Source organism: Salinimonas iocasae (assembly GCF_006228385.1).
Lineage (GTDB): Bacteria > Pseudomonadota > Gammaproteobacteria > Enterobacterales > Alteromonadaceae > Alteromonas > Alteromonas iocasae.
The window spans coordinates 2,888,694-2,912,424 of sequence record NZ_CP039852.1; the positions used below are offsets into that span (position 1 = coordinate 2,888,694).

At 48.4% G+C, this 23,731-nt stretch carries 20 protein-coding genes and 2 pseudogenes; 4 read left to right on the plus strand and 18 right to left on the minus strand.

Annotated features, from left to right (window positions below; translation table 11 throughout):
* Positions 1 to 131: 131 nt before the first annotated feature.
* Both mltF and FBQ74_RS18970 read left to right on the plus strand, forming a co-directional pair.
* Positions 132 to 1,562, plus strand: coding sequence for a membrane-bound lytic murein transglycosylase MltF (gene mltF, locus FBQ74_RS12835; RefSeq protein ID WP_139757043.1), 1,431 nt, complete (start codon positions 132 to 134; stop codon positions 1,560 to 1,562).
* A 127-nt stretch (positions 1,563 to 1,689) separates the two neighbouring features.
* Positions 1,690 to 1,848: a hypothetical protein gene (locus tag FBQ74_RS18970; RefSeq protein ID WP_168190664.1), complete on the plus strand. Its 159-nt coding sequence runs from the start codon at positions 1,690 to 1,692 to the stop codon at positions 1,846 to 1,848.
* Here FBQ74_RS18970 and tadA read toward each other — a convergent pair.
* Entirely contained in the window at positions 1,838 to 2,380 is a 543-nt protein-coding gene (tadA, locus tag FBQ74_RS12840) for a tRNA adenosine(34) deaminase TadA (protein ID WP_139757044.1), read from the minus strand. The genes FBQ74_RS18970 and tadA overlap by 11 nt on opposite strands.
* A gap of 188 nt (positions 2,381 to 2,568) precedes the next feature.
* Here tadA and FBQ74_RS12845 point away from each other — a divergent pair, with 188 nt between their 5' ends.
* Positions 2,569 to 2,805, plus strand: a complete 237-nt coding sequence (locus tag FBQ74_RS12845; RefSeq protein WP_139757045.1) for a hypothetical protein — start codon at positions 2,569 to 2,571, stop codon at positions 2,803 to 2,805.
* 6 nt (positions 2,806 to 2,811) lie between these two features.
* On the opposite strand, the pseudogene FBQ74_RS12850 reads toward FBQ74_RS12845, so the two are convergent.
* Positions 2,812 to 4,783, minus strand: a pseudogene (locus FBQ74_RS12850) (cation:proton antiporter domain-containing protein).
* A 152-nt stretch (positions 4,784 to 4,935) separates the two neighbouring features.
* On the opposite strand from FBQ74_RS12850, the gene FBQ74_RS12855 reads away from it, so the two are divergent.
* Entirely contained in the window at positions 4,936 to 5,838 is a 903-nt protein-coding gene (locus tag FBQ74_RS12855) for a GGDEF domain-containing protein (protein ID WP_139757046.1), read from the plus strand.
* Between the two features lie 32 nt (positions 5,839 to 5,870).
* On the opposite strand, the gene tilS is transcribed toward FBQ74_RS12855, so the two are convergent.
* From tilS to pyrH, 16 genes and pseudogenes are all read right to left on the minus strand, one after another.
* Positions 5,871 to 6,851: a tRNA lysidine(34) synthetase TilS gene (gene tilS / locus FBQ74_RS19265; RefSeq protein ID WP_269750721.1), complete on the minus strand. Its 981-nt coding sequence runs from the start codon at positions 6,849 to 6,851 to the stop codon at positions 5,871 to 5,873.
* Between the two features lie 71 nt (positions 6,852 to 6,922).
* On the minus strand, positions 6,923 to 7,156 hold the full coding sequence (locus FBQ74_RS19270) for an ATP-binding protein (protein ID WP_269750697.1): 234 nt from the start codon (positions 7,154 to 7,156) through the stop codon (positions 6,923 to 6,925).
* A gap of 32 nt (positions 7,157 to 7,188) precedes the next feature.
* A pseudogene (accA, locus tag FBQ74_RS12870) lies at positions 7,189 to 8,147 on the minus strand (acetyl-CoA carboxylase carboxyl transferase subunit alpha).
* 38 nt (positions 8,148 to 8,185) lie between these two features.
* Positions 8,186 to 11,650: a DNA polymerase III subunit alpha gene (gene dnaE, locus FBQ74_RS12875; RefSeq protein ID WP_139757048.1), complete on the minus strand. Its 3,465-nt coding sequence runs from the start codon at positions 11,648 to 11,650 to the stop codon at positions 8,186 to 8,188.
* Positions 11,651 to 11,673: 23 nt separating this feature from the next.
* A complete protein-coding gene (gene rnhB / locus FBQ74_RS12880) occupies positions 11,674 to 12,243 on the minus strand; it encodes a ribonuclease HII (protein ID WP_139757049.1) in 570 nt (189 codons plus the stop codon).
* Positions 12,236 to 13,393: a lipid-A-disaccharide synthase gene (gene lpxB / locus FBQ74_RS12885; protein ID WP_139757050.1), complete on the minus strand. Its 1,158-nt coding sequence runs from the start codon at positions 13,391 to 13,393 to the stop codon at positions 12,236 to 12,238. Before lpxB ends, rnhB begins: the two co-directional genes overlap by 8 nt.
* Complete coding sequence (gene lpxA, locus FBQ74_RS12890) at positions 13,394 to 14,164, minus strand: acyl-ACP--UDP-N-acetylglucosamine O-acyltransferase (RefSeq protein WP_139757051.1); 771 nt, start codon at positions 14,162 to 14,164, stop codon at positions 13,394 to 13,396.
* A 1-nt stretch (position 14,165) separates the two neighbouring features.
* Positions 14,166 to 14,615: a 3-hydroxyacyl-ACP dehydratase FabZ gene (gene fabZ, locus FBQ74_RS12895; RefSeq protein WP_139757052.1), complete on the minus strand. Its 450-nt coding sequence runs from the start codon at positions 14,613 to 14,615 to the stop codon at positions 14,166 to 14,168.
* 340 nt (positions 14,616 to 14,955) lie between these two features.
* Complete coding sequence (locus FBQ74_RS12900; protein ID WP_139757053.1) at positions 14,956 to 15,471, minus strand: OmpH family outer membrane protein; 516 nt, start codon at positions 15,469 to 15,471, stop codon at positions 14,956 to 14,958.
* Between the two features lie 52 nt (positions 15,472 to 15,523).
* Entirely contained in the window at positions 15,524 to 18,004 is a 2,481-nt protein-coding gene (gene bamA / locus FBQ74_RS12905; protein ID WP_139757054.1) for an outer membrane protein assembly factor BamA, read from the minus strand.
* A gap of 64 nt (positions 18,005 to 18,068) precedes the next feature.
* A complete protein-coding gene (rseP, locus tag FBQ74_RS12910; protein ID WP_139757055.1) occupies positions 18,069 to 19,421 on the minus strand; it encodes a sigma E protease regulator RseP in 1,353 nt (450 codons plus the stop codon).
* Positions 19,421 to 20,602 carry a 1-deoxy-D-xylulose-5-phosphate reductoisomerase gene (gene ispC / locus FBQ74_RS12915; protein WP_139757056.1) on the minus strand — a complete coding sequence of 394 codons (1,182 nt, stop codon included), beginning with the start codon at positions 20,600 to 20,602 and terminating at the stop codon, positions 19,421 to 19,423. Before ispC ends, rseP begins: the two co-directional genes overlap by 1 nt.
* A complete protein-coding gene (locus tag FBQ74_RS12920; protein WP_139757057.1) occupies positions 20,602 to 21,465 on the minus strand; it encodes a phosphatidate cytidylyltransferase in 864 nt (287 codons plus the stop codon). The genes ispC and FBQ74_RS12920 overlap by 1 nt, the downstream gene beginning before the upstream one ends.
* A 53-nt stretch (positions 21,466 to 21,518) precedes the next feature.
* Positions 21,519 to 22,289 carry a polyprenyl diphosphate synthase gene (uppS, locus tag FBQ74_RS12925; RefSeq protein ID WP_139757058.1) on the minus strand — a complete coding sequence of 257 codons (771 nt, stop codon included), beginning with the start codon at positions 22,287 to 22,289 and terminating at the stop codon, positions 21,519 to 21,521.
* 8 nt (positions 22,290 to 22,297) lie between these two features.
* Complete coding sequence (gene frr, locus FBQ74_RS12930) at positions 22,298 to 22,855, minus strand: ribosome recycling factor (protein WP_139757059.1); 558 nt, start codon at positions 22,853 to 22,855, stop codon at positions 22,298 to 22,300.
* 22 nt (positions 22,856 to 22,877) lie between these two features.
* Positions 22,878 to 23,615 carry a UMP kinase gene (pyrH, locus tag FBQ74_RS12935; RefSeq protein ID WP_139757060.1) on the minus strand — a complete coding sequence of 246 codons (738 nt, stop codon included), beginning with the start codon at positions 23,613 to 23,615 and terminating at the stop codon, positions 22,878 to 22,880.
* Between the last annotated feature and the right edge of the window lie 116 nt (positions 23,616 to 23,731).

A 23,731-nucleotide genomic window follows, 5' to 3' on the forward strand; every position in this document is an offset into this window, starting at 1 on the left:
TTAATGATAGCGCGTTGTGCAAACACGGACTATCTTTAGTTTGACGGGTTTTCGGCGCGGATTATAGATGAAATCTGCGCGCTTGATAACCTCGTGGCTCAGATTCAGCAGGATTTTTTATCGCTCAAAGTATGCAGAAGAACGTTAAAGACTATTCCCCAGGATGTAGCAGACGTATCAGGGTCAGGTGTACACGTTCTGTTATGGTATTGCTCTGGTTGCTGTTGCTGACCAGCTGTCAGCCTGTATCTACCCGCTCATCATTGGAAAAAGTTGTAGACGATGGTGTACTGAAGATCGGTACTATCTTCGGCAGAACCACGTTTTACCACGGTAGCGAAGCGCCCCGCGGGTTTGAATTTGAATTAGCGCGCGGCTTTGCCAGTTATCTTGGTGTTGAGGTACAGATTTACCCGTTTTATTCCTACCAGGCGCTGATGAAAGAACTGGAACAGGGTCGTGTTGATGTGGTCGCAGCCGGCGATGCGGTACCTAAAGATTTTGCCAGACATTTTAAGCTTGGACCCGTATATCAGCAGGTTAGTCACAAGCTCGTATTTTTGCAGGGCCAGGAGCGCCCCCGCGATATTGATGATCTTACCCAGCCACTGGTAGTGGTTAAAGGCAGCAGCAATGAACACTTGCTTGAGCAGCTCAAAGACACTCATCCAGATCTCAACTGGAAAGCCACTGACAACAAAGATACGTGGGAGCTATTAGATGACGTTGCAAACGGCCGGTTGCCCTACACGCTGGTTGATACAAACACGTTGTCTTTGCAACGCAGACAGTATCCTCAGTTGAGTATCGGATTTACTGTAGAGCGCCTGGTCCCCATCGCGTGGTTACTGAATCAGCAACAGGATGACTCCTTGCGAGCGGCGGTTATTGAGTATTTTGGCACCATTCATCAGTCGGGCGTGTTCAAGGCTCTGGAAGATAAATACTTTGGCCACGTCAGAGATTTCAACTACGTTGATACCAAAGTGTTTTTGCAGGCAGCACGGGTGAAGCTGCCGGATTATGCCCATTGGTTCAAACAGTATGCGTCTGATATCGATTGGCGATTGCTTGCTGCGATGAGTTATCAGGAAAGTCACTGGAAGCCCGATGCGACTTCCTATACCGGCGTACGGGGCCTGATGATGCTGACCCGTGATACCGCCCGCGAGCTGAACATCGATTCGCGAACTGACGCTCAGAGCAGTATCAAAGGTGGCGCCCAGTATGTGAGTAATCTACTGGCCCGGATACCGGCACGTATTCGGCGGCCTGACCGGTTATGGATGGCCCTGGCAGCATATAATATAGGTATGGGTCACCTGGAAGATGCTCGCACACTGACTCAGCGCCAGGGAGGCAATCCGGACCTGTGGGTGGATGTAAAACGCCGCCTACCGCAACTGGAACAAAAAAGATACTATAAAACAACACGCTATGGATTCGCCCGTGGACACGAAGCGCGGCAGTATGTGGAAAACATACGGCGATATTATGATTCGTTAATTTATCTTGACGAAAACACCCGCTTTTTAAGTGCTCAGGCCGCACCTTCCTCTTGAATTCCTGTCATATTGCCTTCATCTACGTATGGCAGGTTAGCGCTTAGCCCGCTTACTAAGCAACTTTCTGCACCCTACATGTGATCCACTAACCTGCTAAAACACATTAAAAACACCAGGAGAGTGAATGAAACGAAACAATTTTATGAAGAACCGAAGAACTTTGAAAAATAACAATCGACGCCGGATGATGTTTAAACGCTCTCATCAGAAGGTGCTGCAACGTCGCCGCCTGTTCGTGACCAGTGATTTGATCTCTACACTCAAACCGGTAGCTAACCTTTAAGCTTTGCCGCTGCCTTCGCCGCTTTAATTTGAGCTCTGCGCTGTGTAAAAAACGATGACACCGTCTTTGCGCATTCAGCCTCCAGTACGCCCCCGGAAATCTGACACTGATGATTCAGCTTGTCATGTTGCAGCAGTTGCATGGCTGAGCCACCGGCACCGGTTTTCAGGTCATAAGCGCCGAACACTACGCGCTTAAGCCTGCCATGGACTATTGCCCCGGCACACATCGGGCAAGGTTCAAGCGTGACATAAAGCGTGGCATCAACAAGCCGGTAGTTCTTAAGATTGACTGCCGCCATCTGAATAGCCCGCATTTCGGCATGTGCACTGGGATCGTTATCTTGTATAGGCGAGTTGAATCCCTCACCAACAATACAGCCGTTTTTTACAATCACAGCGCCAACGGGCACTTCATTGATAGCTCGTGCTTTTTCGGCGAGTGTCAGCGCATAGCGCATCCACTTCTCATCATCGGCAGTGTCGATACTATTGTCTGGTGAATTTGACGAATTGATGGTCTGGTTGCTCATTCTTCTTATATGTAATTAGTAGTGATGTCATTTAACTCTATGAATTTAAAGACAATAAATTTACGGCCGGAAACTTGCGTTAGTATAACCGCTGCAAAGTCTGACAGGTCGCACTCTATGTGCAAAAAAGCAGCAATTTTCGCTAATAATGTATACACTAAACGGAAGCTAAGGGCAGGAGATATACCATGAATTTAACCGCCATTATTATAGTCGCAATCATCGCCACAACTATTATAAAACTGACTAAGTCCGGCGAAAAGTCATCAGGCAAAAATGCTGAGCTAAAAAATGCGCTTGGTGAACAGGAACGCGAAATAGCCGATCTTAAAGCAAGAATTCAGACCCTTGAAGCTATTGTTACCGATGAAGGTTATGACCTGAAAAAGAAATTCAAAGATTTAGAGGATGATAAAGTCGCTTAACAGCGCTTACCCTCCTTCAAGCAGGTATCGTTCAGCACGTTCGACACGGCGCGGTTTTCCGGCGATGACTAACACATCGCCGGCCTGCAATGATGTATCGCCGTCAGGATCTTTAATCTCTTTACCGTCCCTTCTCAATCCTTTTACTGACACACGCATGCGAGACAACGTCAGTGCATTGATGGCTTTACCCAGGCACGCAGCGTGGCCTGGTAATGAGACAGCATGGATAAACTCCAGCTTATCTTCAGTCCCATAACTGATTTCTGTCGTTTCACCGGGGTAAAAGCCATGCAGGTGATCGTATCGGCCTTTTCGCTCCTGTCTGACCCTTTTCAGGATCCTCGACATCGGAACACCGGAGTAATGCAGCACCTGTGAGATAAGCATCAGGCTGCCTTCCTGTAATTCTGGAACGACCTGAGATGCACCTGCTGCATATAGCCCCTCTAGTTCATAATCCCGCTTTGTTCTGACCATTACCTGTAATCCGGGTTGGAGCTGTCTGGCTGCATCGATAACACAAACGGCAACATCTGGCCGGTCAAAACTTATCAGCAGTAGCTTGGCGTTCCTTACGCCGGCAGATTCAAGAATGTCTTTATGCGCAACATCACCAAATATAACCGGCTCTCCGGCGTTGCGACTTTCGTGTACACGGATGGGATCCACATCAGCAACCACAAACTCCACGCCCTCCATTTTGAGCAGGCGGGCAACCGACTGTCCTACCCGGCCAAACCCGGCAATAACCACATGCCCGGTTTGAGGTTGCGCTGTGACACAAGGGGGTTGTTCCAACTGACTGGTATGTCCTGACGGGGCCAGTTTTCGGGCGAACTCAAGACTCCGGGATACCAGGTACGGCGTCACCGCCATACTGATAATGCCCATACTGACTAACACGGAAGATTGCTCCTGGGTAATCACGTTATGGCGAGCTGCAAGTGCCGCAATAACAAAGCTAAATTCGCCAATCTGGCACAACTTGAACCCGGCAGACCACGCGTGCTGGGGATCGCAGTTCACAATCCAGGCCGCAGCTCGAACCATGATGACTTTTACCACCATAATGCCAATGACGCCACCAATCACCAGCGCCAGATGATCGAACATTACCGATACATCAAGCTGCATCCCTACTGTAATGAAAAACAGTCCCATCAGAATATCTCTGAATGGCCGGATATCCGCCTCTAGTTGGTATTTATACTGGCTTTCGCCAAGCATCATACCTGCCAGGAATGCGCCCAGCGCCATGGACAGTCCAAAAACGTAAGTCAGCCCCGCAGCAAGTAGCACAACCAGAATAGTGGTAAGTACAAACAGCTCATCAGTACGTGTTCTGGCGACTTCCCGAAATAACCAGGGCAACCCCCACTTTCCGGCAGATAGCAATAACACCACAACGATAACGCCTTTTACCAGGGCAAGGACAAGCGCAAACCAGATGGATGTATCCGCACCATCACCCAAAAGAGGTACGCCAATTAGCAAGGGAACAACGGCTATATCCTGAAAAAGTAGTATGCTGATTGCCAGCTGACTACGATGCTGGTTAATGATGCCCAGCTCTGTAATTTGTTTTATAACTATCGCCGTGGAGCTTAACGCCAGCATACCACCGATAATGATTGCGGCAGGCACCGACAATGAAAAAACATAGGCAACCGCAGAGAAAAAAAACGGAGGTAAAAAGCACCTGCCCCATTCCTGCACCAAACACCAGGTTTCGCATAGCCAGCAAACGGGGTAAAGAAAACTCCAGCCCCAGTGAAAACAATAGAAAAACAATCCCTATTTCAGCAAGCAGGTGCATGTCGTCGGCATTTGTGAAAAGCCCGCTGAATGAGGGGCCTGCAATAATACCGGCCACCAGATAAGCCAGAATAGCTGGTAAATGTATGCGCCGGAATGTGGCAACCAGCGCAACTGCCAGCGTCATAAGTATCACTATTTCAGCGAATCCGTTTTCCAGCACGTTACCTCCCGAATATTGACTGGTGTGGGCACACATATTGCTTAGTGATAGCAAACACTAGTACTAAATGCGTAACCGGCAATCTTTTGACGATACGCAGATCCTTAAAAATTGCCGTGTTTAAGTGGCACAGGTTAAAGGCGCACACTATGGATTTTATCAGCAACGGTTACGACGGTACTGTCGAGGCATCCTACCCGCTATGCTCATCGCCAGCAGAGCTGACCAGCTCGCAACTGCACACATTCGTCAATAAAATCTTATCCACACTGGATTTACGTAGTCTTTGCTCTGTGTATTTTTACCAAATCAGCCATCATTTGCCTGTACGTACCTTTGATCTTAGCGGTCTTACACCTTCTTTAAGTGTAGGCGAGCATTTGTCTTTGGAAACACGGCCGGTGAAAATCAGTCTGAGCATCGGCAATACCTGCGATGAACGCGCTGATCACGCTTGTATCTACTACTTTACACGAACTTTGACCCGTGGCGAGCGCAATCTGCTGGGACAAATGCATACTATTTTTGTTCAGCAGCTAAAACAGGCACTGGCTTTTGAGCAGCTGAAGAAAATGGCGACAAAAGATACGCTTACCGGGTTAAGCAATCGTAATGGCTTCAATGAAGCCAGTATCCGATTGATTAGCCGAGCGGTACGTTACGGCGATGCTTTTGCGTTGCTGGTAATAGATTTGGACAACTTTAAAACAGTCAATGACACAATGGGTCACAACGAAGGAGATGCTGTACTTGAGCGAGTGGCGGGTCTAATTCGTAATACGCTGCGTGCCGGGGATGAGGCATTCCGTTTTGGTGGTGATGAGTTTTGTTGTCTGCTGGATTGTGCCACAGCACAATGCATCAATTCTGTGGCCAGCAGAATCAGAGACAAAGTCGGTCAGGACACTTACCTAATTGAGCGCGGCGTATCATGTAGTATCGGTGGCGCAACGTATCGCGCAGGCGACGATATCAACAGTCTGTTTGACCGTGCAGATGGCGCTTTGTACGCCGTTAAGGCGAATGGCAAAAATGCATTTGCTGCCGCCTGATTAGAAAAAGCGGCACCATGTTGCCGCTTTTTCTAATCAATTAAAGTCACTTCAAACCCGACCGGCCTGTCTGTAAAATAATAAACCTGCCTGCCCGTTACAACTGCAATCGGTTGTTGGTCAACGAAAAGCACCGGTAGGTGTTTACGCTCCCATGCCGGAATCTGCCATTCCTTCATCCACTTTTTCAGCGGCTTTGATACGCTATTTGCATTCACCCTGCATTGAACAGCAGGCATATTGGCCAAAATCCTGACCGCCTGATTTACGCTGAACTTCGCTGACGCAGACCATGGATAATCGAGCATTTCATCAGGCGATGCCATCAACGCTTCCTGCGGAGGCTGGCACAGTGGCTCTACAAGAGAGAGTTTATCTGCATAACGCCTTACCTCGCAGCCTCCCAGGCTTACCACCGGCTGAGCATCATTTCTGGCTGCACAGATTAATTGTACCTGCTCAAGTTGAGACTCACCCGGCATAGGTACGTTTTTATATGAAAACCAGGCGCGTATGATTTGCTGCTGCCACCCAGCGGAATGTTGCTGTAGCAATGCGATGCTGATTGCGTCACCTTCCATGACAGATGTCAATTTTTCGTCAGCCACTTCTTCCAGCAACTCCTGTTGCTGCGCGCAAAGTCCGGCACTTCTGCTCAGGGTTTTTGCAATTCCTGGCCAGCGTTCCCGCAGCGATGGCATCACAGTATTGCGCAGAAAGTTTCTGTCAAAGCGGTTGTCTTCATTAGATTCATCTTCAATCCATGAAAGCGCGCTTTTACGGGCAATCCGGGTAATCAGGGATTGCGGCATGTGAAGCATCGGCCGTAACACAGGCACGCCGTCGCGAATAGTTATTGCGGGCATCGCGCTTAGCCCCTTGGGCCCGGCGCCCCGTTTAGCCTGCAACAAAAAGGTTTCGGCCTGGTCGTCCTGATGCTGACCAAGCAACAGAGCTCCACGGTGAGTTTCGCAATAGTTCAAGAGGGTATGATAGCGGCCATCCCCTGGCATCGGCTTCAAGACTTTGCCTTGGCTTGGCGCTGACAGTAATATTGCGTGCAGCAAAAGGCACACCGAGGGAATCACACAATGCTTTTGCAGTGCGCCTGCCAGTGCGACGCTGACGGACTTAATCCATGATTGACATAGACTGCATGAATAGGGAGCGTGGGAGGCTGTTCACACAGCGCATAAAGCAAAACGGTGGAGTCTACCCCACCGCTAAAACCTACAACCAGACAGGAGACATCCGGTTGCGGAAATTTTTCATGCTGCAGAAGCCGGGTCAGTGACGACTGAATATCCCTCAAACTCACAATGTATGCCAGGCCACTGACTAGATCCTTAGCTAGCAATAACCGAACGACATAAGACGATCATAACGTTCGCTCATCAGATCATTAGTATCCAGCGACTGTAACTGACTTAACTGTTGTTTTAGCGTGGCTTTCAGATTAGCACCCATCGCGTCCAAAATCACGATGTGCGCCGCCTAAAGGTTCGTCCACTATGCTGTTGATCAACCCAAGCTCTTTAATTTGCTTAGCGCTTACGCCCATAGCCTCGGCCGCCTGAGGCGCTTTTTCAGCGCTCTTTCCAAAGGATAGATGCAACAACCTTCAGGCGAAATCACTGAGTAAGTGGAATATTGCAGCATATTCACGCGATCGCCCACGCCAATAGCCAGCGCGCCGCGGATCCACCTTCACCGATAACGGTACAGATAATCGGTACGCGTAGCTCCGCCATCTCCATCAGGTTTCGGGCAATAGCTTCACTTTGCCCGCGTTCTTCAGCACCCACGCCCGGATATGCCCCCGGCGTGTCAATCAACGTAATAATAGGTAAGTTGAAGCGCTCTGCCATTTTCATCAGACGTAATGCTTTACGATAACCTTCAGGTTTTGGCATACCAAAATTGCGTCTGACCTTTTCATGGGTATCACGCCCTTTTTGGTGACCAATCAGCATCACCGGCTGATCGTCCAGCATTGCTGGTCCGCCTATAATGGCCTTATCATCAGCAAACGCGCGGTCACCTGCCAGCTCATCGAAATCGGTAAAAACCCTGCCCACGTAATCTTTGGTATATGGGCGCATTGGATGGCGTGAAAGCTGCGAAATTTGCCAGGCGCCTAAATCAGAAAAAATTTTCTTCGTCAGCTCGGCGCTTTTGGCACGCAGACGGTTAATCTCTTCTTCGATGCTGACATCGAATTCACCGCCCTGATTGACCAACCGTAGCTCTTCAATTTTTGCTTCTAGTTCAGCTATGGGTTGTTCGAATTCCAAAAACTGTATATTCATTCTGTGTCCTATTTTTACTGCCACTCACCCCGGTCAGACTAATGATAACTGAGGGTAACTGCCTGCTCACCCAGACATTGCTTTAAATCGTGCAATAGCTGGTCTTCCGGAGTGACATACCACTGGGCGCCACAGGTAAGCACGGCTTCTGCATCCGGATGCAGTACGTGCAACTCGACCGGACAACTGCCGCCATTAAATTGCTGCAGTATCTCTTGCAACGAAGCCAGCTTCTCATCCTGCCACTGCTGCGAATCAATTTGCAGTGCCAGTGCGCGCGCGTTTCGTTCCCGCGCCTGCACAATGTCCATAGCGTCCCGGGCGGTGATTGTATTGCCCCCGGAGAAATCATCAAAGCTGACCTGTCCTTTTATCAGCAAAATTCTGTCTGATTCCAGGATACTTTCAAACTGTTCATACATATCCGGGAAAAAGCGGACGTCCATTCTGGCACTTTTATCGTCCAGTGTCACAATTGCCCAGCGTCGTCCACGCTTGTTAGTCAGCACTCTGACACTTAACACCAGACCGACCGCTGAGGCCAGTTGCTCTTTACCGGTAGGTCTTAAATCGACCAAACGACCATCGGTGTAATGTCTTATCTCTTTGGCATACTGGTTAATCGGATGTCCGGTTAAGTAGAGCCCGAGGGTGTCTTTTTCACCTTCCAGCCACACTTTTTCCGGCCATTGCGGTACATCAGCGAACGCCTGTTCCACCGCTTCAGGCTCAGTGGTAAGCAAGCCGAACATATCTGACTGACCAAATGACTCAGCTTTTGCATGCTGACCGGCAGCCGCGATAGCCTCTGGCAAACTAGCCATCAACGCTGCCCGATGCGGTCCCAGGTTATCCAAGGCTCCCGCCAGTACCAGCTTCTCCAATACGCGCTTGTTAACGCGCTTGATGTCCACTTTAGCACAGAAATCAAACAGATCAGTAAATTTACCCTGGTTTTCACGCGCCTCTATAATGGCCTCGATAGGGCCTTCACCCACGCCTTTGATAGCGCCGATACCATAAACAATACGACCATGCTCATCCACGGTGAATTTGTGCCGTCCGGCATTCAAATCAGGCGGTAAAATCTCCAGTCCCATTCGCTGACATTCATCGACCAGGGTCACAATTTTATCGGTATTGTCCATGTCCGCAGACATAACCGCTGCCATAAATTCTGCAGGAAAATGCGCTTTCAGCCATAGCGTCTGATAAGACACCAGCGCGTAAGCTGCTGAATGCGATTTGTTAAATCCGTATCCGGCGAATTTCTCTACCAGATCGAAAATTTTCATCGCCAGATCAGGATCGATATTGTTGTCTTTAGAGCCTTCCGCGAAAACAGCCCGCTGTTTCTCCATCTCTTCGGGTTTTTTCTTACCCATTGCACGACGAAGCAGGTCGGCGCCGCCCAGAGAGTATCCTGCCATCTCCTGAGCAATCTGCATGACCTGTTCCTGATACAGGATGATGCCGTAGGTAGGCTCAAGGATCTCTTTAAGACACTCATGCTGATAGTCCGCATCCGGATACGATATTTCTTCCCTTCCATGTTTGCGGTCAATAAAGTTATCTACCATCCCGGACTGTAGCGGGCCGGGTCTGAATAGCGCTACCAGTGCGATGATATCTTCAAAGCAATCCGGTTTAAGACGCTTGATAAGCTCTTTCATCCCCCGGGATTCGAGCTGGAATACCGCCGTGGTCTCTGCATTTTGCAGCATTCTGAAGCTACGACTGTCTACAAGGGGTATCGATGTAATATCAATTTTTTTGCCCTTACCCTCTTCAATCATATCAATAGCCCATTGAATGATTGTGAGCGTACGTAGCCCCAAAAAGTCGAACTTAACCAGTCCAGCGGTTTCTACATCGTTTTTATCAAACTGCGTAACCGGGTTATTGCCTTCATCATCACAATACAGCGGCGCAAAGTCGGTAATGGTAGTAGGGGCAATAACGACCCCACCAGCATGTTTACCAGCGTTCCTTGTTACCCCTTCCAGTATGCGTGCCATATCGATGAGATCTTTCACGTCCTCATCTTCATCGTATAGTTCAGGCAGACGCGGTTCGACATCAAAAGCTTTACCCAGCGTCATACCCGGATCTGACGGAATCAGCTTCGAGATTCTGTCAACAAACCCGTATGGATGACCCAGCACCCGGCCAACATCGCGAACCACGGCCTTCGCCGCCATGGTGCCGAATGTAATTATCTGCGATACCGCTTGTCTGCCATACAGTTCGGCAACGTGCTCGATGACCTCATCACGACGGTCCATACAAAAGTCGACGTCAAAGTCAGGCATGGAAACCCGTTCAGGGTTAAGGAATCGTTCGAAAAGCAGGTCAAATTCCAGTGGATCAAGATCTGTGATCTTCAACGCGTAAGCGACTAACGAGCCCGCACCGGAGCCCCGTCCCGGACCAACCGGAATATCGTTGTCCTTACTCCACTGGATAAATTCCATAACGATAAGAAAGTAACCCGGGAAGCCCATCTGGTTGATAACGCCCAGCTCGATTTCAAGACGCTCATCGTAAGCAGATCGTTTTTCCGCTCTTTCATTTTCATCAGGAAACAAAAACTCAAGGCGTTCTTCCAGTCCTTCCTGCGATACTTTCACCAGAAAATCTTCAGTCGTCATGCCGCCAGTGGGAAATTGGGGCAGAAAGTATTCGTTCAAACGGACAGTAACGTTACACCGCTTGGCAATTTCAACCGTATTTTCGATGGCCTCAGGAATATCGCTGAATAAGTCGATCATCTCTTCTGCTGAGCGCAGGTACTGCTGATCGCTGTAGTTTTTAGGGCGTCGCACATCCTCCAGCGTGTAACCATCGTGAATGGACACACGTATCTCATGCGCATCAAAGCCCTCTCGGCTGACAAAGCATACCTCGTTAGTGGCAACAACGGGCAGTGCACGGCTCTGTGCCAGTTCTACCGCTCTATGTAGATAATCTTCCTCGCCGGGTCGCCCGGTGCGGATAAGCTCAAGATAGAAGCGATCATTAAAATACTGCTGATAAAACGCTAATGAATCGTCTAACAGCGCTTTATTGTTTTTGGTTAAAGCAACACCCACATCGCCAAACTGCGCGCCGGATAGCACGATTACGCCCTCGGCGTGCTCGGAAAGCCAGCTTTGATCAATGACTGCCCGGTGTGAGATGTGCCCTCGCAAGTAAGCCTTGGAAATAAGAATAGTAATATTCTTATACCCTTCGTTATTCATCGCCAGCAGCGTAAGTCTGAAAGGTGTTTCGCCAAAGGCTTCATTGGTTACCCAGAAGTCAGTTCCAATGATTGGCTTTATGCCGCGACTGTGACACTCAGAATAGAATTTGACCAATCCACACATATTCATTTGGTCGGTCAGCGCCACGGCGGGCATATTCATTTGTGATACTTTTTCCAGAATGGGTTTGACCTTATTCAGGCCATCCATCATTGAAAAGTCACTGTGTACACGAAGATGAATAAAGGGCGATGTCATAACACCTGCTTATGATTAAAATTTTACGTATTCAGTACAGCCTGAACCGGCCGGAAACTCTTTCGATGACAGGGTAGTGCCCCATGCTCGGCCAACGCTGCAAAATGGGCTTTAGTCGGATACCCTTTGTGACCGGCGAACCCGTATTGCGGATAGGCTTTATCAAGCAGCACCATATCGTTATCACGCTCAACTTTGGCAAGAATGGAAGCTGCTGATATCTGTGGATACAGACTATCACCTTTTACCACAGCTTCTGAAGGATAAGACCAGTCCGGTAAACGATTGCCATCCACGTAGACAAAGTCAGGCGTAATGTCGAGGCCAGCTACAGCACGGTGCATCGCGAGCATAGTTGCATGAAGAATATTGAGCGAATCAATTTCCTGTGGGGTAGCTCTGCCTACCGACCAGGCTAGTGCATGTGTTTTTATCAGCTCAGCATAGTGCTCGCGCTTTTTTGCTGAAAGCTTTTTGGAGTCGGTCAGACCGTCAATCGGACACGCCGGGTCTAAAATGACGGCGGCAGTAACGACATCGCCCACCAATGGGCCGCGCCCTACCTCGTCAACTCCGGCTATTTGTTCAGGCATCAATTAAATCCAGTATAGCGGCTGCAGATTGCTTATCTGCGTTTTGTTTAAGGGTTTCATGCAGTGAGCAGAACCGATCGATTAGCGGCTGATTGTCGCTGTTCAGATAATGCAACAACTGTTTACTGAGCGTTTGAGGGTTGACCTCATCCTGGAGTAATTCAGGAATAATTTTTTCACCCGCAAGAAGATTTGGCAATGTGAAAAATGGTGCTTTATACAAATATTGCATAATTTTATAAGTCAGGCCTGACAGCTTATACGCTGCCACCATCGGGCTTTTGCACAACATCGCCTCAAGCGTCGCTGTACCTGACGCAAGCAGAATCACATCGCTGGCAATCATCGCATTTCTGGCATTACCACGTACCACTTTGACCTGGGTAGATGCCAGGCTGTCCGGCAGGTTTTCACTCAGGTAAGCGGTGATATCATCGTAACGATATTTATTAGCAGCAGGAATTACGAATGTGCAATCCGGCTTTTGGCGTGACACTTCAGCCATGGTTTCGGTGAATACCGGTAAAAGCGACTTTATTTCGGAGTTTCTGCTGCCTGGCAGCACTGCGATGACAGTAGCGTCTTCAGGCAGACTCAGCGCTTCACGCGCCCCTTCTTTATCCGGATGAAGCGGGATCGCATCAGCCAGGGTGTGGCCAACGTAGCGATACGGCACATTATATTTTTGATAGACATCAGCCTCAAAAGGAAACAAACCAAGTACACAGTTTGTCGCCCTGGCAATTTTATGAATACGTTTTTCGCGCCATGCCCAGATGGTGGGACTAACATAATGGACAGTTTTAATACCGAGCTTTTTAAGCTCAGCTTCTACACGAAGATTAAAATCGGGGGCGTCCACACCAACGAATATGTCCGGCGGGTTTTTCCTGAAGTGGGCAACTAACGCGTTTTTTACTTTAAGGATAGCGGGCAAATGCGCAACAACCTCAACCAGCCCCATTACTGATAATGTCTCCATATCAAATAATGAGTCGCAACCAGCGGCAATCATATTATCACCGCCGATCCCTTCAATAACCGCATTCGGGTGCTGGCGCTTCAGCTCGGCAATCATGCCTGCGGCTAATACATCTCCGGATGGTTCACCGGCAACAACACCTATTCTTAGCGGCCGACCAGACGTCATTTATCGAATAATTCCGCGTTCGGCATTTTCTAAAAACTCGACCAGAACATTAAGCTCTGATTGCGTTCCCGCTTCCTTTTTCAATATCTCTAACGCTTCATCAACCGTATTATTCGCCCGGTAAAGCGTACGATAAGCGCGCTTGATCGCCATCACGGCTTCTGAACTAAAACCACGTCGGCGCAGCCCTTCAGAATTAATCCCGGCAGGGACATTCTTTTGGCCGTTTACCATGACATAAGGAGGTACGTCGCGCAGCACAATGGCGCCGGCTCCCACAAATGCGTGATCACCCACCTTACCAAACTGGTGGATAGCAGCACCGCCGCCGAAGATGACATGATCACCAATATGAACATGGCCGGCCAGTGAAACATTATTCGCCAGAATAACGTTGTCGCCCAGTACACAGTCATGAGCCACATGGGCGTTAACCATTAACAGGTTATTGGAACCAACAATGGTAATACTCTCATCCTGAATGGTTCCACGGTGAACCGTGCTGCCCTCACGAAAAACATTGTTGTCACCAATAACCAGTTCCGTAGGCTCACCAGCATATTTTTTATCCTGGCAGTCTTCTCCAATGGAACAAAACTGGAAAAAGCGGTTAGCTTTACCAATTTTAGACGGCCCTTTTATGACGACATGGCTTTCCAGTATACAGTCATCACCCAACACTACGTTGTCGCCCACATAGCAAAAAGGGCCGATAGTGACGTTGTTGCCGATCTTAGCGGAGTCAGCAATGACGGCGGTAGAATGAATCACGTTAAACGATCTCTCTGATTGCGCACATAAATTCTGCACTACAGGCATTTTCACCATCAACGCTCGCAGTGCCCTTAAACTTCCAAATCCCTCTGCGCTCTTTTACCAGACATACATCAAAGTCTAAGCGATCTCCGGGAACCACAGGACGCTTGAAGCGCGCACAGTCTATTCCCGCATAAAGATAAAGTTTGTCAGATTTGCCCATGGTTTTGAAGCCCAGGACGCCCGCAGCCTGTGCCATTGCTTCTAAAATAAGCACTCCCGGAAATATCGGACGACCCGGAAAGTGGCCTGTAAAGCATGGCTCATTCATTGTGATATTCTTATACGCTTTAATGGATTCGCCGATTTCATAGTCGGTCACTCTGTCCACGAGCAAAAATGGATATCGATGAGGAAGTAATTCAAGAATTTCCTGAATATCAATTGTGTTGAGTGAGTTGGCCAAAAGTCTCTCCTATGCCATTGACCGCTGCGAGTTGATGTATTGCAGACGGTTTGCCGTCGTAGCCTACCTATCTGGATTATAGTCGCTTATACACTGGCGAATCTCAAGTATGTGATTTCGCAAGTATCACGCTACGTTACTACCTCACCGATTCTCAATCTGCTAAATGTATTAAAAGTCGGTGATGCCGGTGCCGGAAGGTGGACAACTGGAATTTAAAATCGGCGGCAACCATACGCTTTTTAACGCAAAAAACAAGTCAGACCAACACCTATAGCGGATCGGTCAGACCTGTTTTTTATTCAGCGATAATTGCTTTGCCTATCATAAGGCGGGTGACTTAATTGGTTTTCTTGACCTGATTAAGAACCTGTTCAGAAATGTCGTGTTGTTCTTTTGAGAAAGAAACGGCATTTGACGTAAGAACCAGATCGTAGCCTTCTTTCTTCGCTACGCCATCAATTGCTTGCTTGATAAGACCAAGCAACTTATTACGTTCTTCGTTGCTGCGACGCTGGATATTCTGTTGCAGAGGCTGACCTTTTTCAGCCAGTTGCTCACGAACGCCCTGAATTTTTTGCTGCAGTTCTTTCTTTTCCTGCTCGCTCATTGTCGCCGCGTCACGTTGCAAACGCTCTGCATAGAACTGACCGTCTTTTTGAAGCTGATTAACTTCATCAATCTGGTCTTTAAATTCCATCTGGATGTTATTGGAAATTTCAGCTGCCTGAGGCATCGCCTGAAAAACGCTCTGTACATCTACAACGCCGATCTTCTGTTCAGCCATGGCCGAACCGCTAACCAACGCACTACCTAACATCGCGGTTGCTACAAAATGTTTTGCCAACTGTTTCAAAGGGAACTCCTTTTTTAATTATTTATAAGACGCTGAGGTCAATTTTTTTAAATTAGAATGTTTGCCCGATATTAAATGTGAAGAACCTGGCGTCATCACCTTCACGTTCTTGAATGGCTTTAGAAAAACTAAACACCATGGGCCCCATCGGTGAAATCCATTGTACAGATAAACCGGCAGAACTACGATACTGCTTCCAGTCTGAATAGTCTATTAACCGACCGGCATTCTGTGTATTCGCCTGAGTCAGATCTTTGTATTTGTTGTAATCAAACTCTGTATCCCAGACGTTACCCACATCAAAGAACACACTGGTTCTGACTGAGTTATCCATATCTTCATCTACAAACGGCGTAGGCACGATAAGCTCCAGACCACCTAATGCCATAGCGTTGCCCCCTAATGAGCGCGGCGAAATGGCTATCTGCGCGTCCGATGCATCACCAGGATAAGTTTCACCATCAGGACCAATCAGGCGTCCGTTAGTGAATAACTGTACACCCCGTGGACCGACCGTGTTGTTTTCAAAGCCGCGCAGTGTATCTGCACCACCGGCCGTAAAGTTCTCGGTAAACGGCAGAATCTGGTCGTTACCATTGATATCGCCATATCCATTTCCATAACCCAGTCTTAATCTGGCCAGTACTGACCATTTATTATCCCTGGATAACGGAAAGTAGAACTTCGTATCAAAGACAGTTTTGAAGTAATTTACGTCAGAGTTTGGCGTAGTAATACTGAATGTCGCACGTTGCGATGAACCTGCTGTGGGGAATAGTCCCCGGTTCAGCGTATTACGGCTCCAGCTCACGCTGGCCAGATAACTATCATATTTAATAGGTGCTTCCGGATCGCCACCGCGGAACTGGTTATAAAACTGCTCGGTTTGCTCATAGTACCCGGTGTTATACAGCTCAACATTCGAGTAGGTCATGCCGAAGTTGATGCGATTGATTTCATCAATCGGATAACCCACATTGGCGCCTACCGACAAGCGCTTGGAGTTGTACTGAATAACGTTGAAGTCTGAACCATCAAATTCGCTGTAGCCTACAGAGCCACCTAAACTAATGCCGTCTATTGTGAAGAAGGGGTCATTATAGGTTATTTGCGCCGATTGCTGATAAGACACTGTGCTCAGGTTAACACCCACGCGCTTACCAGTACCTAGGAAGTTATCCTGCTGAATACCTGCCTGCAGGCTCAGCTTGGTTCTGTCACCGTAACCGATACCGGCATTGAAAGACCCCGAGGGCTGCTCTTCAACATTGAAGTCAACGTCAACCTTATCTTCCTGTCCGGGTATGCGGGTTGTCTCAAACTCAACTTCTTTCATATAGGTCAGACGGGATAGCTGACTCTTAGAAGATTCAAGTAAGTTGTTAGACAACCAGGCCCCTTCCATCTGGTTTACATTCTGACGCAATACATCATCTGCGGTTACCGTATTACCATTAAAGTTAATCCGGCGAACATAAATACGTTTACCCGGATCGACAGATAAGGTTAGCTTTACAGTCTTATCTTCATCGTTAATTTCAGGAACGGTGGTTACTTCCGGGTAAGCATAACCAAATCGACCCAGAAATTTCGCTATAAACTCTTCGGTATAGGTCACTTCGGCCTGATTATAGAGCTCGCCTTTGGTCAGCGGCAGCACCTTCTCGATATACTCTTCGTTACCAAGTAAATCGCCCACCAGCTCTACGCCGGAAATAGTGTATTGCTCACCCTCAGACACATTAAGCGCGATATAAATACCGTCTTTCTCAGGTGTCATAGAAACCTGCGTTGAATCAATATTGAATCGCAGGTAGCCGCGGTCCATATAGTGATTTTTAACGGTTTCCATATCACCCTGCAACGTTTGTTGCTGATAGCGGGTTTCAGATAAGAAATCCCACCAGGGCGTATCAAACTGCAGTTCCAGATCTTCCATCAACTCTGAGTCGGAGAATTCCTGATTACCAACAATGTTGATTTGTCTGATCTCTGCCGCGTCGCCTTCTTCAAACAGCAATTTCAAATCGACACGGTTTCGCGGTAGCGGCGTGATAATCGCAGACACGTCTGCATTATATTTACCGATACTGTAGAAGAAGTCCTTCAATCCGTTTTCGATGGAGGTAAGCACGGTGCGATCCAGTGGTTCGCCTACACGAATACCGTTGCCATCAAGGCTTTCCTGCAATTGCTCATCTTTAATATCATCGTTGCCTTCAAAAATGATATTACTGATGGTCGGGCGCTCGGCAACTTTAATTACCAGCGTGTTTCCATCTCGCAAGACTTCAACACTCTCAAAGTGCGTAGATGAATAAAGAGAGCGAATAGCCTGAGAGACCCGAAATGAGTTTAATCTGTCGCCGACTTCCACGGGTAGATAAGTCAGCGCCGCTCCCAATGCAACCCGTTGAAGACCTTCAACACGAATGTCTTCAACGACGAATTGGGTTTGTTCTGATGTTGCCGCGTTGGCTAAGCTAGCACTGGAGGCAATTGCTCCGGCTGCTACTAACTGTCTTAACTTCATCTATTCTTTTTATCCTGCGCCGCGTTACTTCGATGTTTGATGTCGTGTTTAGCGCTACATCCTATCAGGCGATGCGGCTAATATCGTTAAAGATGGCAATGCCCATTATCATAAACAGGACTACCCCTCCGATTCTGAATCCCCATTCCTGGGCTGCTTCTGAGACAGGCTTACCTGTCACCCATTCGATGGTAAAGTACATTAGATGACCACCATCCAGCATTGGAAGAGGAAGCAAGTTGATAATGCCTAAATTGACACTGATCAACGCTAAAAAGCTCAGAAAATATACCAGACCGTAACCAGCGCTGACACCAGCGCCCTGAGCAATGGATATCGGTCCGCTTAAATTATTCAGCGATACATCACCAGTAAGTAACTTCCCGATCATGGAAAAACTTAAAGTGATCAAACGCCAGGTTTTGTCGCCCGCTTTAACCAGCGCCTCTAGAGGGCCGTATTGATGAACGAACACATACCCCTCAGGCCAGTCCTTAAACTGAGGACTCACACCCAGATACCCTGACTGACCCTGCTCCGTATCACGGCGGGCGATCGTGGCATTAATTGTACGCGCTTGTCCATCCCGATTCACGGTAAGAGCAACATTTTCACCGGGCTTATCGCTGATTGCTTCTACCAGCGAGGCCCAGTCATCAATGGGTTCACCGTTAAACAGCGTTAGCGTATCACCCACTGCTAAACCTGCCTGTGCTGCCGGACTATCTGGCGCAACCACCGCAAGGGTGAGTGTTGCATCAGGTCTGAACGGCGTGATACCCAGGCTGCCTAATGCAGACTCCTTTTCAGGGTCAAAGTTCCAGTCAGTGGTGGTAAGTGTTGTATTAATTGTTCCCTGATTCTCTGTTTTGAGCGCTATGGGAACCTGCTGCCGACCGATATAAGATACCAGTTCAAAATTAACCGACTCCCAATCCGGCGTAGACCGGCTGCCAACGGATACTATCTCAGCCTGCTCCGGCAGTTGCGCCTGTGCGGCAATAGAATCCGGCTCAATCTGTCCGATAACAGGTTTCACTGTCTGAAGACCAATCAGATACATGGCGTACAATGCAAACAGGGCGAAAATGAAATTAACACCAGGACCGGCTGCGATAATGGCCATTCGTTGCAATACCGGCTTATGATTAAACGCTTTATCCTGTTGCCCTGGCGCGAGTGTATCGATACGTCCGTCAAGCATTCGTACATAACCGCCCAGCGGTATTGCTGCAACAACAAACTCTGTACCGTGTTTGTCTTTGCGCCGCCATAACGGTTTGCCAAAACCAATGGAGAACCGCTGTACCTGCACGCCACAGCGACGTGCGACATAAAAGTGCCCCCACTCGTGCACGGCAACTAATATACCGAGCGCGACAATAAAGGCACCAAGGCTCCATAAAAACGAAAACACTAGCGTAAACCTCTGATTAGTGTTGTAGCAGTCTCCCGGGCAAGCCTGTCCTGCTCGAGAATTTGTTGGAGTGTGGAAACATTAATTGGTTCCAATTGATCAAGGGTATGCGCGTTTACGCGGGCAATATCGGTAAAGGCTATCTCTTTATTTAAAAATGCCTCAACAGACACCTCATTGGCAGCATTCAGCCTTGTAGTGGCGGCCTGGCCCTCTTCACAGGCATCAATAGCTAACTGTAAATTGGGGTAGCGCTCATGACAGGGAGTATCGAAAGTGAATGTGCCTGCTTTCATGAAATCGAGGGGCGAAACGCCGGCTTCAATGCGTTCGGGAAAAGCCAACCCATACGCTATCGGTGTGCGCATATCCGGGTTGCCCATCTGCGCGATAACCGAACCGTCTATGTATTGCACCATCGAATGAATAGTGCTTTGCGGGTGAAGAACAACATCAATTTGCCTGGCACTTGCGCCAAATAACCAGCATGCCTCGATGAACTCCAAACCTTTATTCATCATAGTTGCTGAATCTACGGTGATTTTGCGCCCCATGCTCCAGTTCGGATGATGACAGGCCTCTTCAACGGTGATAGAAGAAAAGCTATCCAGCGGGCGCTCTCTGAAGGGACCACCAGAGCCAGTCAGTAAGATACTGCTGATACCGGACTTTTCCAGATTGCCGTATTCAAAGTCGCGAGGTAAACACTGAAATATCGCATTATGTTCGCTGTCGATAGGAAGAATGGACGCTTTAGACTGTTTCGCCGCATCAATAAATAAAGCCCCGGACATCACCAGCGCTTCTTTATTTGCTAATAAAACACGTTTGCCGGCTTTAACGGCTGCCAGAGTGGGTAGCAGGCCAGCGGCACCAACAATAGCCGCCATGACGGCGTCAACCTCAGGCGCACTGGCTACATCTTCTAATGCCTGGCTCCCGCAAAGAATTTCAGATTGCACACCCATCGCATTAGCCAGTTCCTGCGCATCCGCATAACGGCTTTCATCGGCAATAACCACATAGCGTGCCGAGCAAGTCTTAGCCTGACTGAGTAAGCGTTCCAGCTGACTGTTGCCGGTTAATGCAAATACTCTGTATTTGTCAGGGTGCCGGGCAACAACATCCAGTGTGCTACATCCTATCGACCCCGTAGCACCAAGTATTGTTAAGGTTTGCATCACGCCATCCAGGTTACATAACAGAAGGCAAATACCGGGAAGGCTGCGGTAAGGCTGTCAATACGATCTAACACACCACCGTGGCCAGGCAGTAGTTTACCACTGTCCTTAATGCCTGCGCAGCGTTTGAGCATACTTTCGTTAAGATCGCCCAGGGCTGAGACCCCAACCGTAATACAGCCGATGAGAACATGTAACCAGATTCGGGAAGGCTCAACCTGATAATGCAATGCTGCAAATGCAATAATAGCGAATGAGGCAGTGACGCCCCCTAACAGGCCCTCGAGGGTTTTGCCTGGTGATACATTAGGTCTGAGCTTGTGCCGGCCGAATTTCACACCGACGAAGAAAGCGCCGATGTCAGCCGCCCAGACAATACCTAGCACGTAAAAAATCAGTGAGGAACCGTAAAATTCGTCTACATCATGCAGACTTGTGCGAAGGCTTATAACGGCTACCCAGGTAGGAATCAGCGTTAGTGCTCCAAACCCTACGCGAATCGCGCGACTGTTTCGCCAGAATGCAGAGTATTTGGGGTAAGCAATAATCATTGCCAGCGATACTACCCACCACAGCGCCGCTATGCCGAGTATAAAGTGATACAACCCGTGAAGCTTACCCTGATGCCATATTTCCTGTTCATCGACAATCATGGAAAGCAAAATACAAACAATGAATGCTGCAACCATTAGCGCCACTTTTTTCGGACGGGCACTTATGCCGGACATATTTGCCCACTCATACGCGCCAAGGCCGATTACAGCTGCGATCGCAATCTGAAAACCCCAGATAGGAAGATAGACAATGGCATAAAGTGCCAGCGGCGCCAGTATTAATGCAGTTATTATTCGTTGTTTAAGCATGAGTGGCTTTTAAGCTCCTTGATGTCAGCCTTTCCCCGAACACTATATCATCGTTAAGGAACGCTTACCTGTTCGCCGGTCAGACCAAACCGTCGTTGCCTGGCTTTGAAATCATCCACGGCAGTCTGAAACACTGACTCGTTGAAATCCGGCCATAGCGTATCAGTAAAATAAAGCTCTGCATAAGCACATTGCCAAAGCAGAAAGTTACTAATACGGCTTTCACCGCCGGTACGGATGAGCAGGTCCAGCTCAGGTAACCCTGCCGTGCAGATATACTGACCAAACTGGGTCTCATCGACCTCGTCTAGCGATTGCTTGCCATCCAGGACATCTTGCGCCATTAGTTTAGCCGCGTGGGTAATATCCCAGCGACCACCGTAATTAGCGGCAATATTCAGCACGAGGGCACTGTTTTGCTCGGTCAGGGTTTCTGCTTTTTGAATTTTAGTGCGCAGCTTCTCGTCGAACGCTGACGTATCACCGATGACCTTCAGGCGCACATCATTTTTATGTAGTCGTTTGACTTCATTGTTCAATACAAAATTGAACAATTCCATCAATACACTGACTTCTTCCTCCGGGCGCTTCCAGTTTTCACTGCTAAAAGCAAACAGAGTTAACGACTCAATACCCGACTCCCGGGCAAAGCGTACTACTGAACGAACAGATTCAACACCGGCCTTATGCCCGAATGTACGAATCTTTCCTTTTTTCTGTGCCCAGCGACCGTTGCCATCCATAATGATAGCGACATGTCGCGGTCCTGCCACATCGGGCTGGACCGCCGCTGTCTGGGCGGTTTTTGACCGCTTTGATAACATGACAGCGTTTAGACTTCCATTAGCTCTTTTTCTTTATCCGCCAGCATCTCATCAACTTTTTTCACAAAGTCATTGGTAAGAGACTGAATGTTTTCTTCTGCTGCGCGGCTTTCATCTTCGCTGATTTCTTTTTCTTTCAGCAATTCTTTAATATCGCTATTAGCATCGCGACGAATGTTTCGAATAGCAACACGCCCCTGCTCTGCTTCATTGCGTACAACTTTGATAAGATCTTTACGACGCTCTTCAGTCAAAGCCGGCATAGGAATGCGGATAGTTGTCCCTGCGCTCATTGGGTTAAGGCCCAAATCTGACTGCATGATGGCTTTCTCGACCGCCTGAGTGGCACTTTTATCAAATACTGTCAGCGCTAACGTACGGCTATCTTCAGCCACCACGTTTGCGATTTGCTTAAGCGGTGTATCAGCACCGTAATAAGGTACCATGATACCGTCCAGTAATGCCGGATGCGCGCGGCCGGTGCGAATTTTACTTAACTGGCTTTTAAGCGCACTGATGCTTTTTTCCATACGCTCACGCGCATCTTTTTCAATTTCATCAATCACGTTTCGTTCCTATTTTTACTTTTTACAGTTTATCTGCGTGGTCAATAAGTGTCCCTTCCGGCTCACCCATTACCACAGCTTTAAGACAACCAGGCTTGTTCATATTAAATACCCGGATAGGCAGTCCGTGATCACGGGCCAGGGTAAATGCTGACAAGTCCATTACCTTTAATTCTTTTTCAAGTACTTCCTGATGCGTCAGCTTGCTATATAACTCCGCGTCCGGATTTTTAACCGGATCATCACTGTACACGCCGTCAACTTTAGTTGCTTTTAGTACGGCATCCGCTTCAATTTCGATACCCCGTAAGCATGCGGCAGAGTCAGTGGTGAAAAATGGATTACCGGTACCGGCAGAAAAAATAACAACGCGACCAGACTTAAGCAGACTGATTGCTTCTGCCCAGTTATATGCATCGCACACACCGTTTAACGGAATCGCTGACATCAGCCGGGCATTTACGAACGCGCGGTGAAGCGCATCGCGCATTGCCAACCCATTCATCACGGTAGCCAGCATACCCATGTGGTCGCCTACTACGCGATTCATACCTGCTTTGGCCAGGCCTTCACCACGAAACAGGTTACCGCCACCGATCACCAGGCCAACCTGCACGCCCAGTTCTACCAGTTCCTTTATTTCCTGTGCCATCCGGTCAAGGACTTTCGGATCGATACCGAATCCCTCAGACCCCATGAGAGCCTCTCCGCTGAGTTTTAACAAAATTCGACGATAGGCTGATTTTGGTGTGATACTCATTATGTGATATGTCCTCATGAACTCGGCTTGTCGGATTTCTCGCTTCACCTACTTTAGGTACAGCTTTGTAGAGGATGCAAGAAATAGGACAAAACGACTTTTCTTCAGTAGCGAGA